The organism is Roseateles sp. UC29_93, from assembly GCF_042695725.1.
In the GTDB taxonomy this organism is placed as follows: domain Bacteria; phylum Pseudomonadota; class Gammaproteobacteria; order Burkholderiales; family Burkholderiaceae_C; genus Roseateles; species Roseateles noduli_A.
Genome location: NZ_CP170545.1, coordinates 1892175 through 1907928, shown reverse-complemented (window position 1 = coordinate 1907928; position 15754 = coordinate 1892175). Strand labels below are relative to the sequence as shown.

The window sequence follows — 15754 nt, the reverse complement described above, 5'->3', positions numbered from 1 at the left end:
CGGGAGTCGACATGAGGCCGACGCTACAGGTTCGCCTGTCCCAGCATCTTGCGCTGACGCCTCAGCTGCAGCAGTCCATCCGTCTGTTGCAGTTGTCGACGCTGGAGCTCCATCAGGAGGTGGAGCAGATGCTCGCGAGCAACCCGCTGCTGGAGACCGACGAGGAATTCGACGCCCCGCTGCCGACCGCCACGCAGGAGCGTCTGACCGAGCGCGAGGAACGCGAGGAGCGCGTCGCGCAGACGGAATCGGACGCGCCCGCCGGGGACACGCCCGCCGGCGACGAGATGCGTGCCGAGGAGTTCGGCACCACCGAACGCGACGACTGGGAGAACGGCACCGAGCGTGACGACTTCGACGGCATCCGGGAAACGCCGGGCAGCGCGTCCTCCTCATCCGGGGACGACGACGAGCGGCCCGAGACCGAAGCGCCCGACGAATCGCTGCAGGACGTGCTGCGCGGACAGATCCCCGGCATGAACCTCAGCGCGGTGGATCGCGCGGCGCTGCTGGCGCTGATCGAATCGCTCAACGAAGACGGTTATCTCGAGGACCCGCTCGAGGAGCTGGTCGCCGCGATCCTCGGCGAGGACGCCGATCTGGAGCAGCGCGAGGAGCTGCTGGACCGCTTCAAGGTCGCGCTCAAGTGGCTGCAGTCGATGGAGCCCGCCGGTGTCGGCGCGCGCGACCTCGGCGAGTGCCTGGAGCTGCAGCTGCGCACGCTGCCGCGCTCGCCCGAGCAGGCGCTGGCGATCGTGATCTGCCGCCGGCACCTGGACCTGCTCGCCAAGCGCGACTGGCGCCGGCTGATGTCGCTGACCGGCGCCGACGAGGAGCTGCTGCGCGACGGGCAATCGCTGATCGCCGGCCTGGAGCCCAAGCCGGGCCGTCGCTACGCGCGCAGCGAGAACCGGCCCGTCATCCCCGACGTGATCGTGCAGAAGGCGGGGCGCAATTTCCGCGTCTCCATCAACCCGGACGTGCTGCCCAAGCTGCGCATCAACGATCTCTACGCGCAGGCGCTGCGCGCGACGCGCGGCGGCGTGAGCAACTCGCCGCTGGGCGGGCAGCTGCAGGAAGCACGCTGGTTCATCAAGAACATCCAGCAGCGCTTCGACACGATCCAGCGTGTCAGCGAGGCGATCGTCGAGCGCCAGCGCGGATTCTTCACGCACGGCGAGCTGGCGATGAAGCCGCTGGTGCTGCGCGAGATCGCGGACGAGCTGGGCTTGCATGAATCGACGATCTCTCGCGTCACGACCGCCAAGTACATGGCGACGCCGTGGGGCACTTTCGAGCTGAAGTACTTCTTCGGGTCGAGCCTGTCGACCGAGGCCGGCGGCAATGCGTCCAGCACGGCGGTGCGCGCGCTGATCAAGCAGTTCATCGCGGCCGAGGACACCACCAGCCCGCTGTCCGACAGCCAGCTGTCGACGATGCTCGGCGAGCAGGGCATCACCGTGGCGCGACGCACCGTCGCGAAGTACCGCGAGGCGCTCAAGCTCGCGCCGGCCAATCTGCGCAAGTCGCGCTGACGTCGCACTGCCACCGCCGCTGGCCCTCACCCCTGCCCTCTCCCCCAAGCGGGAGAGGGCGTCAAGCCACAGTCGACGTCGGTGGGACAATCGGTTGCTTGATCCTCCCGGGCGCCGCGGCGCCCGATTCACGCTGCACGCACGATGTCCGATTCCGCCTATCACCTGTTCCTGCCCTGCGCCGCCGGCGTCGAAGACTGGCTGGAGGCGGAGGTGCGCGACATCCTCGGTCCGCACGAGTGTCTGCAGGGCCCGAAGGCCTTCCGCGGCGGCGTCGGCCTGTACGGCACGCTCGCGGCGGTGATGCGGCTCAACCTGCACAGCCGGCTCACGCAGCGCGTGCTGATCGAGGTCGCGCGCGAGGAGTACCGCCACGAGGACGACATCTACGCGATCGCGCGCACCGTCGACTGGACGCGCTGGATCACGCCGCAGCAGACGTTGCGTGTGGACACGACGGCGCAGCGCTCGCCGCTGCACAGCTTGAACTTCGCGACGCTGCGGGTGAAGGATGCCGTCTGCGACATCCTGCGCGACGCGACCGGCGAGCGGCCCAGCGTCGACACGCGCTGGCCGGACCTGCCGCTGCAGCTGCATCTGACCGAGGACCTGGCGACGGTCTATGTCGACAGCTCGGGCGAATCGCTGTTCAAGCGCGGCTGGCGTGAGGACAAGGGCGACGCGCCGCTGAAGGAGACGCTGGCGGCCGCGATGCTGGCCGCGGCGGGCTGGAAGGGCACGCGGGAGGCCGGCGGCGCGTTGCACGATCCGTGCTGCGGCTCGGGCACGATCCCGGTCGAGGCGGCGACCATCGCCTGCAACATCGCGCCGGGCATCCAGCGTCGTTTCGCGTTCGAGAAGCTGAAGCCGTTCCAGACGCTGCTGCCGACCTGGCGCGCGATCAAGGAACAGGCGCGCGCGGCGGAGCGTCCGTCCGAGGTGCCGATCTTCGCGAGCGACGTGTCGTTCCGGATGGTCGACTTCGCGCGTCGCAACGCGGAGCGCGCCGGCGTCGCGCAGTACATCCAGTTCAACGGCGGAGACGCGCTCGAACGTCCGGCGCCGACGCTGCCGGACGACATGCCCGGCACGCTGATGCTGAACCCGCCCTACGGCGAACGGATCGAGGTGCGCGGCAAGGCCGGCACGCAGCGCATGGACGGCGGCGCGCTGTCGGAGGAGCGTGATGCGGGCGACGACTTCTTCCCGCGCCTCTCCGCGCATTGGAAGCGCGCCTACACGCAGCATCCGGCGGGATGGACCGCGTGGCTGCTGTGCCCGGAAATGAAGTTGCCCAGCAAGATGCGACTCAAGGAGTCGCGCCGCATCCCGATGTGGAACGGACCGATCGAATGCCGGCTCTTCAAGTTCGATCTTGTCGCAGGATCGGCCCGCAAGCAGAACGCCGGCAACACTGACTCCGACGAGTAACTCCGCCGAAGGTAGGCCCCCTTGGTGGGGATGCGCCTCCCCCGACGATGCGATTTCTTTTCGAGGGAATGACCGAGATGATTCACGCTGAACTTGGACCTGAATTGGAGGCCTACGTGCAGCAGTTGATCGACAGCGGTCGGTATTCATCCCGGCAGGAAGTGCTGAAGGAAGGCGTCCTTCTCCTTCAGCAGCAGGAGCATTTGAAGGCCTTCAAGGCCATGCTCGACAAGGGCATCGAGGACTCGGAGAACGGCCTCGGTCGCCCTGCCGACGAGTTCTTCGACGAACTAGTGGCTAAGACTCGCAAGCGTCCCGAAGGATCCTGATGCACGTTCACCTCCTCGCGGAGGCTGAAAAGGATCTGCTCGATATTCACAAGTACATCGCCAGGTACGACGAGCGAAATGCGGACGCTTTTATCTTCGAATTGCGCCGAAAGATCGCGTCGCTGTCTCACAGGCCGGAAGCTCATCCGCTCATCGGTCTCGGTGACATTCGACGGCGGCTGCACGGCCGCTACCTGATCCTGTTTCGGCTCATTCCTCGTCTCAACCGCGTGACGATCATCCGCGTTCTCCATTCGGCGCGGGATATCAACATGATCGAGCTTCTTTAGCGCCGGCCGAATTTGCCCGAAGGGAGAGGGACGCGAATTGAAAGTCGAAGAACGAAATCTGATTGAGAGCGCGAATGCCTCATCAAGTACGAAAGTGCTCGGCAATGATAAGAAGCCACAGAAGTCAGCAGCGGCGCAGTTAAGCGCCTTCGACGCATCGATTGAGCGTGGCCTCGCCGAGATCAACGCCGGTGGCGGTATTCCAGCTGAGCTAGCCTTCAAAAGACTGTTCGAGAAGTACCCTCACCTGCGATGAGGCACGGTGGCAGAGCCCGCTCAAGCTTCGGTCAGCGCTAACCAGCCAAGAACGGCGAGCGGCGCAGTGTCGGCCCGCAGGATCCTGGGACCGAGCTTCGCAGCGCTGAACCCGCGTGATCGGGCGGACTGCTCCTCAGCTTCGCTGAGACCACCTTCGGGGCCGCTGAGGACGGTGATGCGCTGCGCATCGGTCGATGACGACGTCAGTGTCGACAAGGGCTGCGCGGCCACCGGGCTCAGCAGCCAGCGCTGCTCGTCGGCATCGGCGGGAAGCTCGGCGAGCCACGCTACCAGCGTCTTCACCGGCGCGACCTGCAGAGGCTTCGAACGACCGCACTGCTCGGCCGCCGCGATCGCGACGCCTTGCCAGTGCGCGCGTTTCTTGTCCGCGCGATCGCCGTTGAGGCGAAGCACGGAGCGCTCGCTCATCAGCGGCTGGATCGCTACCGCGCCGAGCTCGCAGGCCTTCTCGACGATGCCGTCCATCCGGTCGTTGGCCGGCATCACGACAGCCAGCGTGACCGTGCGCTTGAGCTCACGATCGACCGCCTGACGCGCCTTCAGCGCGACGCGGACTTCGCTGCGCCCCATCGCCGTGACCGCCGCGGTCCACTCGTCGCCGCTGCCATCGAACAGCGTGACCTCGTCCCCCGGCTGCAGCCGCAGCACCTGCACATGACGCGCCGCCCCGGGGGGCAGCGCCAGTTCAGCGTCGAGCCCCACCGCACCCAGCGGCTGCTCGACAAACAACCTCGCCGCCAACGCTCACCCCTTGTTCTTGCCCACCCAGGCGGCGAAAGCCGTCAGGACCTTGCGCAGGAAGGCTTCCGTCTCCGGCTTCGCGATGCTGCCGTCATCCTTGAACATGTCGGCCGCGCCGCCGAGGTAGACCTCCGGCGACGGCAGCAGCGGCGTGTTCAGGCAGGCCAGCACCTGGCGCAGATGGTGGTTCGCACCGAAGCCGCCCAGCGCGCCCGGCGACAGCGTGATCACCGCGGCCGGCTTGCCGTCGAAGGCACTCTGACCGTAGGGCCGCGATCCCACGTCCAGCGCGTTCTTCAGCACGCCGGGGATCGAGCGGTTGTATTCGGGGCTCACGAACAGCAGCGCGTCCGCGGACTTCACCGCCTTGCGGAAGTCGACCCACGCCGCCGGCGGCTCGGCCGCCTCGTCTTCGTTGTAGAAAGGCAGCGCGCCGATCTCGACGATCTCGAGCTTCAGCTCAGCGGGGGCCAGGTTTGCCAGCGCGAGGGCCAGCTTGCGGTTGAACGACGCCTTGCGCAGGCTGCCGACCAGTACCGCGACGCGGTAGGACGTGGACATGGAGGGGCTCCCAACAATGGAAGGACCGCCTCCAGGATGTCAGGCGGTCCGGTTCAGTTGAACCCCAGTGTCGCACGCAGTTCGTGCGCCGCGGCGTCACCCTTGGCGGCGCGCACGCGGTCGATGATGTCCAGCGCCAGGGTCTGCAGCTGGCTCATGTCGGCGCACTGCTCGACCTCCAGCGCGATCTTGTAGCCCTTCAGCAGCCCCTGCTGCTTGGCGAAAGTGCTCAGCGCCGTGTACAGCTCCTGGTAGGGCAGCGACGAGGTGGGCGCGCCCGCCAGCCGCGACGGCACGGGTCGCGACGCCGAGGCGCCGACTCATGCGCGACGACGGCCCGCCCGATCCCAGCGGGGTCGCGATCGATGCCGGGCCCATGGGCCGCGACAGCGGCGCACCGGCGGTCACCTTCACGAGCTGATGCTGCACCAGCAGTTCGAGATCGGCGGACGTGGCGCCTTGCACCACCCCCACCCAGTCGCCGCCGGTCTTGCTGGCGTCGATCACCAGCAGCAGGTTGCGCGCCACGCGCGCTTGCACCAGCGCGCGCGACTTGATTTCCGCACGCCCGGCCTCGGTCTTTTCGTAACGTTCTTCGAGCACGGCCTTGCCTCCTCCTCAGGAGGGCGAACTTTAGGGTGTCAAGGGCGGGTTTCGCCCAAGTGCAATCCCTAAAACTGCTACCGACTGCTACTTCTTGTCGCGCAATTCACGGCGCAACACCTTGCCGACCGGAGTTTTTGGCAGTTCGGTCCGGAACTCGATGACCCGGGGGCGCTTGTAGCCCGTCAGGTTCGCTTCGCAGAAGGCCTTGACGTCGGCCTCGGTCAGCGCCGGATTGCGGCGCACGATCACGACCTTCACCGCCTCGCCGGCCTTCTCGTCCGGCACGCCGACGGCGGCGCACTCGGCCACGCCCGGCATCTGCGTCAGCACGTCCTCGATCTCATTCGGATAGACGTTGAAGCCGCTGACCAGGATCATGTCCTTCTTGCGGTCGACGATGCGGAAGAAGCCGCGCTCGTCCACCGTGCCGATGTCGCCGGTGCGGAAGTAGCCGTCGGCCGTCATGACCTTGGCGGTCTCGTCGGGCCGCTGCCAGTAGCCCGCCATCACTTGCGGACCGCGGATCGCGATCTCGCCGCTGCTGCCGGTCGGCACTTCGTTGCCGTCGTCGTCGAGCAGCGTCACCTCGGTGCCGGACAGCGGCAGACCGATCGAGCCGGTATAGGCCGTGCTGTCCGTCGGGTTGCAGCACGCGACCGGGGACGTTTCCGACAGGCCGTAGCCTTCGACGATCGGGCAGCCGGTCTTCTCCAGCCACAGCCGTGCCGTCGCCTGCTGCACGGCCATGCCGCCGCCGACGGAGATCACCAGCCCGCTCCAGTCCACCGTGTTGAACTGCGCGTGGTTGGCCATCGCCATGAAGAGCGTGTTGACCGCGGGCAGGCTGTGGATCTTGTGGTGGCTGAGTTCCTTGAACACCGCGGGCAGGTCCCGCGGATTGGGGATCAGCACGTTGCAGCCGCCGACGCGCATCGACAGCATCAGGTTGGTGGTGAATCCGAAGATGTGATACAGCGGCAGCGCGCAGACGCTCATCAGCTGTTCATCGGCGGGCTTCTTCTTCAGCGCGGGCTGGTACCAGGCCTCGCACTGCAGCGTGTTGGCGACCAGGTTGCGATGCAGCAGCACCGCGCCCTTGGAGACACCGGTCGTGCCGCCGGTGTACTGCAGCACCGCGATGTCGTTGGGGCCGACCGTCGGACGCTTGTAGGTCTGACCGCGGCCCTTCGAGACCGCGTCGTTGAAGCGCACGGCCGAAGGCAGCTCGAACGCCGGCACCAGCTTCTTGACCTTGCGCACGACGTAGTTGACGACCATGCCCTTGGCGAAGCCCAGCATGTCGCCCATCGCGGCCAGGACGATGTGCTTCGTCGGCACGTTCGCGAGCACCTGCTGCAGCGTGGCGGCGAAGTTCTCGATGATGACGATCGCCTTCGCGCCGGCGTCCTTGAGCTGGTGTTCCAGCTCGCGCGGCGTGTACAGCGGGTTGACGTTGACCACGACGAAACCGGCGCGCAGCACCGCCGCGACGGCGACCGGGTACTGCGGCACGTTGGGCATCATGATCGCGACGCGATCGCCCTTCTCCAGGCCCAGGCCCTGCAGGTACGCGGCGAACGCGCGCGAGGCCTCGTCGATCTGCTCGAAGCTGATCGAGCGCCCCAGCATCTTGTAGGCGGCGCGCTCCGGGAACTGCTTGAACGCCGCTTCCATCAGCTCGACGAGCGAGGGATAGACGTCCGCATCGATCTCGGCAGGCACTCCCGCCGGATAGTGCTTCAGCCAGTTCTTCTCCATTGTTCTGTCTCCAAGGTACGGCGCGGATTCTCGCCGATCGCCATCGGGGCCCCATCAGGGGATTCGATAGACCGCACAAAGTGGAGAGATGACTCCAGAACGCATCGGGAACGCATCGGGAACGGCTTGAATGCGGCTTGAATGCCACGCGATTGCGGGCCCGCGGCGTGCCCGCGCACGCGCGTTGCGCTCACGGGTCGACGTGCAGCGGCAGCCACAGCAGCAGTTCGGTGCCGCCCTCGACCGGCGCCTCTTCCGACGCGCGCCAGTCGATGTCGGCGGAGATCCGCTCGGCGCGGCGGCGCATGCCGCGCAGGCCGTTGCCCTGGCGCAGGTCGGCCGCCATGCCGCGTCCGTTGTCGACGATGGACAGCAAGACCTGTCCCCGCGCCTCGTCCACGCGCGTCGAGAAGCGGACCCGCGTGGCGCCGGCATGGTGGATGACGTTGCTGAGCGCCTCCTGCACGATGCGGATCAACTCGCGGCCGCCGGTGCCGCGCAAGGTCGGCAGCAGCGGGATGTCGGTCAGTTGCCAGTCGAGCTCGAGTCCCGCGTCCTGCAGCCGCGGCGCCATCCGGTGCCGCAGGTTGGCGAGCAGCAGCGTGAGATCCCCGTCCGTGACGGCGAGCGCGTCGACGGTCAGGCGCATCTCGCGGATGCACTCGTCGAGCAGCCCGACCAGCGACTGCGAAGTCACGCCGCGCTCGGCGCACAGCCGCGCGGTCACGAGCTGCGAGCCCAGACCGTCATGCATCTCCTGCAGCAGGCGCTCGCGTTCCTGCGCGGCCGTGCGCTGACGCTCGCTGTCCTGCAGGTCTTCCCAGCGATCCTGCAGCTCGCGGGTGCGCGCATCGAGCGCCTGCTCGAGCCGGATGCGCGCCATCGCCTCGTCGCGCAGCGACCCGACGAAGCGCCGCTGCAGCGCCACGCCGGCGATCGCGATCAGCACGGCGTGTCCGACGACGTTGATGTCGACGACGCTCATCTGCTTCGACAACACCAGCGCGAACCAGCTCACATAGAGCCAGACCCAGGCCGACAGCGCCACGGCGCAGGCGCCGACCAGGTGGGCGTAACGCGGCGTCGCGAGCGCGGCCCGGGCCGCCAGGACCGCCGCGGCGCCCAGCACGACGGCACGACTGCCGAGCGCCCACCACGGCCAGGGGTGATGGAAGTCGGTCCAGCTCCAGCCCAGGAAGGCGGCGGCGCCGTCGATCACGGTGCCGAGCACCAGGTAGGCCATGGCCATCTTCTCGGGCCAGCGCGCCCCGATGCCCGAGAGCCGCGCGACCAGGAAGAGCAGGCCCGCCTTCGAGAGCACGTCGGCCAGGTCCAGCGTCACGCGCCACCAGGGCGCGGGGAACAGCGCGCCGTTGAGCAGGTAGGGCGACAGCAGCAGCGCGGTGCACAGGCAGAACAGGCCGGTGACGCCATACAGCCATTCCTGGCGGAGCGCGAGCCACACCATCAGCATGAACGCACCGATGACGATGCCGGCCAACGCCGTGGTGACGCGGATCACCTGCCAGAAGCGGCGCCCCTCCTGCAAGGCGCGGATCTGCGCGGACGGGCCCAGCAGCGGCGCTGACAGCCCCGCGCCTTCGAAGCCCGGACGTGCGAGCCGCAGGCTGAGCCGATGCTCGCCGGCCGGCAGCATGGCGGGCGGGATGCTGACCTGCAGCCGGCGACCTGCGAGCAGCAGGCCGCGTTGCGCGAGATCGTCCTCGTCCTCGGACGCATAACCGCTGCCCGGGCTCGAAGTCGCGATCAACTGCCCGTCCAGATAGACCGTCGCCGCGGGCCGGTGCTGGATCACGAGCCAGTACGGCGCCTCGGCGGACCGGTCCAGGTGGAAATCGAGCGCGAGCCAGAGCGGGCCCGGCGCGTCGGTGTCGTGGATCTGGACCGGCAGCGCGACCACGTGGCCCGGTGCGAGGGGCACGGCGGGCGTGGTCGGCATCGTCGAGGGCATCGGCGTCGGGGTGGCCGTCGGACTCAACGGCCGGGACACGACGGACGACGCGGCCGAGTCCGCGGAGGCAGGCCCGGTCCGCAGTCGCGCGCCCGACCGCGCATCGGGCAATGCTCCGGGAATCTGCGCGGGATCGAGCGCATCGCCTGGCAGCAGGCGGGCTTCGGTCAGTCGCAGCACCTGCGGCGGCGTCGCCGTGCCGTACTGCTGGGAGAACAGATGGACGACGCCGAGCATCAGCAACGGTAGCGCCACCAGCAGCGCCAGCCGCCGGATCGACACCATCGCCGCTGCCGGACGGACCTCCATCGATCGCGTGAATACCGCCAAATCACCCCCACGCCGCACATGAAAGGGAACGGCCGGCTCCGCGAGGAACCGGCCGCGGGAGATGCTAGGTCATCACGGGTCTGGGCGACACCTCGGACCTAGGGGGCGTCTCAGGTCAGATCACAGCGCCGGCGAACTGGTACTGGTAGGTCAGTTGGCTGCTCGGACCCGCGTTGCCGGCGGCATCGATCGCGTAGACCTCGACCGTGTTGGAACCGATGACCCATCCACCCGTTCCGACACCCGGGACCCATGGCTCGCTGGGCCCCCATTCGCCTCCGTTCGTTCGAGACCGGAAGGTGTCACCCAGTTGCAGGCCGCCGACGAGGACGATCGGATTGGAAGTGATCAAGTCCGTCGAACTCGCGCCGTCGTCGTGCTCCAGCGAGAGCTTCGGTGCACTCGGCGGCGACGTGTCGAGGGTGATCTCGACCGGCCTGATGGCGACATTGCCTGCCAGATCCGTCTCGCGCATCTCCAGCTGGTGCTTGCCGTCGGCGCCGAAGGCGCTCAATGGCAGACGACCGTCGGCGGGCACCTCTTTCCAGGTGCTGCCATCGACGCGGTAGGACACGACGTCCTGGCGGGCGTCCCAGCCGCTGTAGCGATTGACCTGGAAGAAGTCCTGCGCACCGAGGGTGACCTGCGCCGGCCCTTCTCCCCCGCCGTGGTCCTTGCCGGAGGACATCCAGCTGGGATTCAGCGCCTGGTTGTCCAGCGTGAAGCTCAAGCTGGCCGCGTCACTGGCGTTGCCAGCGGCGTCCACCTGCTTGACCAGCAAGCTCGGTTTGCCGCCGCCGAAGGGGAAGAGCCAATCCGAATCCACCACGGTCGTGCCCTCGGCAAACGCCTGCCAGTCGCCCCCATTCGTGCTGACCAGCAGCGTCGCGCCGCCTTCCAGACCGTCGACATGAACCTTGCCCGACGACGTGATCCCGTCGGTGCTGCTGACACCCGTGTCGTTGAGCAGCTTCAGCGTGGGCATGGTGGGCGGGGTGACGTCGACAGGGACGTTGAACGTGGTCACCGGGCCGTCGTTGCCCGCCAGATCGGACTGGCGCACCTGGAGTTGCTGCGTCCCGTCCTGGTGGAACTCCGAGACCGGCATGCGGCCGTTGTTGGCGGGGAACCACTGTGCCGCCGAATCAAGCCGGTATTCCACCAGCGCATTGGCTTCGGCGCCGTGGACCTGGATGGCATCGTCAATGCCCAGCGCGGGCTTGCCGGCCGGCATCGTCCATTGCAACTCGCCCGGCGCCGTTCGGTCGAGTTGGAAGGACAGCTGGGCGGCGTCGCTCTCGTTGCCGCTCGCGTCGATCTGCTTGACGAGCAGTTGCTTCAATCCGTCGGCACCGAACAGCGCCTCCGGCAGCTGCGCGTCGCCGCTGCGCGGGGTCCAGGTCTGGCCGCCGTCGAGACTGATGGCGAGGGTGGCGTTCGGCTCCAGTCCTTCGATGTTCACCGGGCCGGCAGCAGTGACGCGATCGTGACGATCGAGACCGGTGTCGACCGCGAGCGACAGCGTCGGAGTCGCAGGCGCGGTCACATCGACACGGGCGACCAGCGTAGTGCTTGCGCTCTCGTTGCCGGCCACATCGATCTGGCGCACTTCGACCTGCCCGGCGCCGTCGTGCTGGAACATCGAGACCGGGATCAGGCCGCCCGCGGCGGCGAGCCACGGCGTCTGCGCGTCAGGGCGGTACTGGACGATCGCGTCCGTTTCGACGCCCTGGACGGCGATCGTGTCAGCGAGGCCCAGCGCGGTCTTGTCGGTCGGCATCGACCAATGCAACGCGTCCGGCGCCGTCCGGTCGAGCGTGAAGGACAGTTCAGCCACCTCGCCCGCGTTGCCCTTCGCGTCGATCTGCCTGACCTCCAGATGCTTCATCCCGTCGGCGCCGAACAGCGCTTCCGGCAACTGCTCGTCGCCGCTGTGCGAGGTCCAGGTCTTGCCCTCGTCCAGGCTGACCGAGAGCGTGGCCCCCGGCGCCAGCCCCGACACGTTCACCGCGCCCGAGGAGGTGATGTGATCCTGCCCGCTGCGACCGGTGTCGACCGCGAGCGACAGCGTCGGTGCGACCGGCACGGGCGCGGGTGGCTGTTGAGCGGGATCGGCCGGCGGCGAGGGGTCGGGATCCGACTTGCCAGGGTCCGGCTGTTGAGACTGACCCGCGTGGGACTGATCTGCTGGCGGATGGTCCGCTGAAGGTTGATCCGTGCCCGGCGTCGACGTTCCGGGGTCCGGCTTCTGTTCCGACACGGGCGGATCCGACTTCGGTTGATCGGACTTCGGAGGATCGGACTTCGGAGGATCGATGGCGCCGATCGGCTTCGAGTCCCCTGCGGATGACGAGCCCGCGAGGCCCGCCGCGCCGCCGATGCCCAGCAGGCCGAGGCCCGCGGCCAGCAGCGCCGAGGAGCGGTCGTCATGGCGTTCGCCGCTGGCCGAGGCGGCGGCGGGGGAGTGCTTCGGTAGCACCGGCGTCGCCATCCGGCATCGCGGCGGCGTCCGGCAACGCAGGGACGTCCGACACCGCAGGGGCGTCCGGAGTGGCCGCGGTTTCCAGCGTGCTGGCGGCGGGCGAGTCCGGCGGGGCGCTGCCGGACTCGGTGGCTGCCTCGTCCAGACGTTCGTCCTTGTCAGGTCGGACACGGCGGTCGTGCGCGCGTGGCGCAGGATTGCCCTTCGAGGTCAATGGCGCAGGCGCGCCGGGCAACAGATCTAGGTTGGCGGACATCATGGACACAGCAGAAGAAAGGACCCTGCAGTCTCTTCAGGTCAGCGCCCGCCCGCACCAGCCTCGATTTGCAGCAAATGGCGACAGCTCCCACCCAAGTCGGTAGGCCAGCCACCAATAAGGCTGGAAGATGACCGGAGCCGCGCGAGCTCCGCCCCGCGGATGTGCTACTCGATGGCCTTGAGCATGTCCTCGACAACCTTCTTCGCGTCACCGAAGACCATCATGGTCTTGTCCATGTAGAACAGCTCGTTGTCCAGGCCGGCGTAGCCCGCGGCCATCGAGCGCTTGTTGACGATGATGGTTCGCGCCTTGTAGGCCTCGAGGATGGGCATGCCGAAGATCGGGCTGCCCTTCTGCAGCGCGGCGGGGTTCACCACGTCGTTCGCGCCGAGGATGATCGCGACGTCGGTTTGGCCGAACTCGGCGTTGATGTCCTCCATCTCGTGCACCTGGTCGTAGGGGACCTCGGCTTCGGCAAGCAGCACGTTCATGTGGCCGGGCATGCGGCCGGCGACCGGATGGATCGCGTAGCGGACCGTCACGCCCTTGTCGATGAGCTTCTGCGCGAGCTCCTTCACCGCGTGCTGCGCGCGCGCCACCGCCAGGCCGTAGCCGGGGACGATGATGACGCTCTCGGCATTGCCGAGGATGAAGGCGGCATCGTCGGCGCTGCCGCTCTTGACGTTGCGCTGCTGCGTGGTGGCGGCCGCCGCGCCGGCCTCGGCGCCGAAGCCGCCCAGGATCACGTTGAAGAACGAGCGGTTCATCGCCTTGCACATGATGTAGCTCAGGATCGCGCCCGAGCTGCCCACCAGCGATCCCGCGATGATCAGCATGCTGTTGTTGAGCGAGAAGCCGATGCCCGCCGCCGCCCAGCCGGAGTAGCTGTTGAGCATGGACACGACCACCGGCATGTCGGCGCCGCCGATCGGGATGATCAGCAGCACGCCGAGCGCGAAGCCCAGCAGCGCCACGAGGATGAAATCCATCGAGCTCTGCGAATGCCAGAAGCCGAAGATGAAGAACGCGGCGGCCAGGCCGAGGAGCGCGTTCAGCCAGTGCTGGCCGGGGAAGGTGACGGGCGCGCCCTGGAACAGCCGGAACTTGTACTTGCCGCTGAGCTTGCCGAAGGCGATCACCGAACCGGAGAAGGTCACCGCGCCGATGAAGCAGCCGAGCGCGAGCTCGATGCGGTTGCCGCCGGGGATGGGCGCGCCGCGCGGCGCGATGGCGAAGGCATGCGGCTCCACGACCGCGGCGCCGGCGATGCACACGGCGGCCAGGCCGATCATGCTGTGCATGAAGGCGACCAGCTCCGGCATCTTGGTCATCTCGACGCGCTGCGCCATGACCGTGCCGATGCCGCCGCCAATCACCAGGCCGCCGAGCACGTAGCCCAGGCCGAGCGTCTGTCCGCCGGCGAGCTTGAGGATCAGCGCGCCGGTCGTCAGCACGGCGATGGTCATGCCGACCATGCCGAAGAGGTTGCCGCGGATCGAGGTCGTCGGATGCGACAGGCCCTTCAGCGCCTGGATGAAGCAGACGCTGGCGATCAGATACAGCAGGGTGACGAGATTCATCGTCATGTGGCCCCCCCGGTCGATGGGTACGTCGCCCGATCCCACGAGGGGATTCGGGCCGGCTTGGGAGCGGCCCGGCGCTCGGCCCGGTCCACGTCGATGCGGCGGTGGGTCACTTGCGCTCCTTCTTCTTGAACATCTCCAGCATCCGTCGCGTGACGAGGAAGCCGCCAAAGACGTTGACCGCCGCCAGCGCGACGGCGAAGGTGCCCAGGCCCTTGCCGAGCGTGGTCTCGGTGAGCGCGGCGGCGAGCATCGCGCCGACGATGACGATCGCGGAGATCGCGTTGGTCACGGCCATCAGCGGCGTGTGCAGCGCGGGCGTGACGGTCCAGACGACGTGGTAGCCGACGTAGATGGCCAGCACGAAGATCGTCAGGTTGATCAGGGTGGGGGAGACGGCGTCCATGCGGAGAGCTCCTTCCGGGGAAACGGGAACGGCGGGAACAGCGGGAACGGGGCGCGGATCCGGGGTCAGGCCTTGCGCAGCACCTGGCCTTCGTGCGCGACGAGGCAGGCGGTCACGATGTCGTCGTCGGCGGGCAGCGCGAAGCCGCCCTCCTTCGTCAGCACCAGCTTCAGGAAGTCCAGCAGGTTGCGCGCGTACAGCGAGGACGAGTCCGCCGCGACCAGCGCGGGCAGGTTGGTCTCGCCGACCAGCGTGACGCCGTGCTTGCGGACGGTCTGGCCGGGCTCGGTCAGCGGACAGTTGCCGCCGGCGGGCGCGGCGATGTCGACGATCACGGAGCCGGGCTTCATCGCGCGGACCATCTCCTCGGTGACCAGCACCGGCGCCGGGCGGCCGGGAATCAGCGCGGTCGTGATGACGACGTCGGCCTGCGCGACGCGCTTGGCGACCTCCACCTGCTGGCGCTGCAGCCAGCCCGGCGGCATCGGGCGGGCGTAGCCGCCGACGCCGACGGCCGCCTCGCGTTCCTCGTCGGTCTCGTAGGGCACCTCGATGAACTTGGCGCCCAGCGATTCGACCTGCTCCTTGACGGCGGGCCGGACGTCCGAGGCCTCGATCACCGCGCCCAGCCGCTTGGCCGTCGCGATCGCCTGCAGACCGGCGACGCCCACGCCGAGCACCACCACCCGCGCGGCCTTGATCGTGCCGGCGGCGGTCATCAGCATCGGGAACAGGCGCTGGTAGTGGAAGGCGCCCAGCATCACGGCCTTGTAGCCGGCGATGTTGGCCTGGCTGGACAGCACGTCCATGCTCTGCGCACGGGACGTCCGCGGGGCGGCCTCCAGCGCGAAGGCGGTGAGGCGGGCCCCGGCCAGACGCTCCAGGCCGTCCCGGTCGAACGGGTTCAGCATGCCGACCAGCACCGCGCCGGGCTTGAACAGCGGCAGTTCGCCGGGGTCCGGGGACCGCACCTTGAGCACCAGGTCGGCGCCGAAGGCGGCCTCCCGGGCGACGATCTCCGCCCCGGCGGCGGCATAGGCCTCGTCGGTGGCGCTGGCGTTCAGGCCCGCGCCTTGCTCCACGCGCAGCACATGGCCCTGCGCGACGAGCTTCTTGACGGTTTCCGGCGTCGCGGCGACGCGCGTCTCTCCCGCCGCGGTTTCCTGCGGCACACCGATCAGCATCTGGAGTC

14 protein-coding genes are annotated in these 15754 nt (G+C 68.3%); 5 read left to right on the top strand and 9 right to left on the bottom strand.

Annotation, left to right across the window (positions count from 1 at the left end; all coding sequences use genetic code 11):
• Nucleotides 1–11: 11 nt before the first annotated feature.
• The 5 genes from ACFJIX_RS08940 to ACFJIX_RS08920 all read left to right on the top strand — a co-directional run bounded on the left by ACFJIX_RS08940 (nt 12) and on the right by ACFJIX_RS08920 (nt 3841).
• Complete coding sequence (locus ACFJIX_RS08940) at nt 12–1535, top strand: RNA polymerase factor sigma-54 (protein WP_377159227.1); 1524 nt, start codon at nt 12–14, stop codon at nt 1533–1535.
• 144 nt (nt 1536–1679) lie between these two features.
• On the top strand, nt 1680–2966 hold the full coding sequence (locus ACFJIX_RS08935) for a class I SAM-dependent RNA methyltransferase (RefSeq protein ID WP_377159225.1): 1287 nt from the start codon (nt 1680–1682) through the stop codon (nt 2964–2966).
• A 68-nt stretch (nt 2967–3034) separates the two neighbouring features.
• Nucleotides 3035–3295: a type II toxin-antitoxin system ParD family antitoxin gene (locus tag ACFJIX_RS08930; protein ID WP_377159223.1), complete on the top strand. Its 261-nt coding sequence runs from the start codon at nt 3035–3037 to the stop codon at nt 3293–3295.
• On the top strand, nt 3295–3585 hold the full coding sequence (locus tag ACFJIX_RS08925; RefSeq protein WP_377159221.1) for a type II toxin-antitoxin system RelE/ParE family toxin: 291 nt from the start codon (nt 3295–3297) through the stop codon (nt 3583–3585). Before ACFJIX_RS08930 ends, ACFJIX_RS08925 begins: the two co-directional genes overlap by 1 nt.
• A gap of 37 nt (nt 3586–3622) precedes the next feature.
• Nucleotides 3623–3841 (top strand): hypothetical protein, encoded by a 219-nt coding sequence (locus tag ACFJIX_RS08920; protein ID WP_377159219.1) that lies wholly within the window; start codon nt 3623–3625, stop codon nt 3839–3841.
• A gap of 20 nt (nt 3842–3861) precedes the next feature.
• Here the strand turns inward: ACFJIX_RS08920 and ACFJIX_RS08915 are convergent, their stop codons facing one another.
• The 9 genes from ACFJIX_RS08915 to ACFJIX_RS08875 all read right to left on the bottom strand — a co-directional run bounded on the left by ACFJIX_RS08915 (nt 3862) and on the right by ACFJIX_RS08875 (nt 15746).
• Nucleotides 3862–4605 (bottom strand): 16S rRNA (uracil(1498)-N(3))-methyltransferase, encoded by a 744-nt coding sequence (locus ACFJIX_RS08915; RefSeq protein ID WP_377159217.1) that lies wholly within the window; start codon nt 4603–4605, stop codon nt 3862–3864.
• 3 nt (nt 4606–4608) lie between these two features.
• Complete coding sequence (locus ACFJIX_RS08910) at nt 4609–5166, bottom strand: NADPH-dependent FMN reductase (protein WP_377159215.1); 558 nt, start codon at nt 5164–5166, stop codon at nt 4609–4611.
• A gap of 53 nt (nt 5167–5219) precedes the next feature.
• Nucleotides 5220–5462, bottom strand: a complete 243-nt coding sequence (locus ACFJIX_RS08905; RefSeq protein WP_377159213.1) for a hypothetical protein — start codon at nt 5460–5462, stop codon at nt 5220–5222.
• 394 nt (nt 5463–5856) lie between these two features.
• A complete protein-coding gene (locus ACFJIX_RS08900) occupies nt 5857–7530 on the bottom strand; it encodes a long-chain-fatty-acid--CoA ligase (RefSeq protein ID WP_377159211.1) in 1674 nt (557 codons plus the stop codon).
• Nucleotides 7531–7720: 190 nt separating this feature from the next.
• Nucleotides 7721–9811, bottom strand: a complete 2091-nt coding sequence (locus ACFJIX_RS08895; RefSeq protein WP_377159209.1) for a sensor histidine kinase — start codon at nt 9809–9811, stop codon at nt 7721–7723.
• 136 nt (nt 9812–9947) lie between these two features.
• The gene (locus ACFJIX_RS08890; protein WP_377159207.1) at nt 9948–12323 is read right to left on the bottom strand and encodes a hypothetical protein; all 2376 of its coding nucleotides are present in this window, start codon (nt 12321–12323) and stop codon (nt 9948–9950) included.
• 414 nt (nt 12324–12737) lie between these two features.
• Nucleotides 12738–14159: an NAD(P)(+) transhydrogenase (Re/Si-specific) subunit beta gene (locus tag ACFJIX_RS08885; RefSeq protein ID WP_377159206.1), complete on the bottom strand. Its 1422-nt coding sequence runs from the start codon at nt 14157–14159 to the stop codon at nt 12738–12740.
• Between the two features lie 106 nt (nt 14160–14265).
• Complete coding sequence (locus ACFJIX_RS08880) at nt 14266–14562, bottom strand: NAD(P) transhydrogenase subunit alpha (protein ID WP_377159204.1); 297 nt, start codon at nt 14560–14562, stop codon at nt 14266–14268.
• Nucleotides 14563–14627: 65 nt separating this feature from the next.
• Nucleotides 14628–15746 carry a Re/Si-specific NAD(P)(+) transhydrogenase subunit alpha gene (locus ACFJIX_RS08875; RefSeq protein WP_377159202.1) on the bottom strand — a complete coding sequence of 373 codons (1119 nt, stop codon included), beginning with the start codon at nt 15744–15746 and terminating at the stop codon, nt 14628–14630.
• Nucleotides 15747–15754 lie beyond the last annotated feature (8 nt).

Excerpts from the sequence above, each read along its gene's own strand:
- ACFJIX_RS08940 (WP_377159227.1), top strand. The coding sequence starts at position 12 with ATGAGGCCGACGCTACAGGTTCGCCTGTCCCAGCATCTTGCGCTGACG.
- ACFJIX_RS08935 (WP_377159225.1), top strand. The coding sequence starts at position 1,680 with ATGTCCGATTCCGCCTATCACCTGTTCCTGCCCTGCGCCGCCGGCGTC.
- ACFJIX_RS08930 (WP_377159223.1), top strand. The coding sequence starts at position 3,035 with ATGACCGAGATGATTCACGCTGAACTTGGACCTGAATTGGAGGCCTAC.
- ACFJIX_RS08925 (WP_377159221.1), top strand. The coding sequence starts at position 3,295 with ATGCACGTTCACCTCCTCGCGGAGGCTGAAAAGGATCTGCTCGATATT.
- ACFJIX_RS08910 (WP_377159215.1), bottom strand. The coding sequence starts at position 5,166 with ATGTCCACGTCCTACCGCGTCGCGGTACTGGTCGGCAGCCTGCGCAAG.
- ACFJIX_RS08900 (WP_377159211.1), bottom strand. The coding sequence starts at position 7,530 with ATGGAGAAGAACTGGCTGAAGCACTATCCGGCGGGAGTGCCTGCCGAG.
- ACFJIX_RS08895 (WP_377159209.1), bottom strand. The coding sequence starts at position 9,811 with ATGGAGGTCCGTCCGGCAGCGGCGATGGTGTCGATCCGGCGGCTGGCG.
- ACFJIX_RS08890 (WP_377159207.1), bottom strand. The coding sequence starts at position 12,323 with ATGGCGACGCCGGTGCTACCGAAGCACTCCCCCGCCGCCGCCTCGGCC.
- ACFJIX_RS08885 (WP_377159206.1), bottom strand. The coding sequence starts at position 14,159 with ATGACGATGAATCTCGTCACCCTGCTGTATCTGATCGCCAGCGTCTGC.
- ACFJIX_RS08880 (WP_377159204.1), bottom strand. The coding sequence starts at position 14,562 with ATGGACGCCGTCTCCCCCACCCTGATCAACCTGACGATCTTCGTGCTG.
- ACFJIX_RS08875 (WP_377159202.1), bottom strand. The coding sequence starts at position 15,746 with ATGCTGATCGGTGTGCCGCAGGAAACCGCGGCGGGAGAGACGCGCGTC.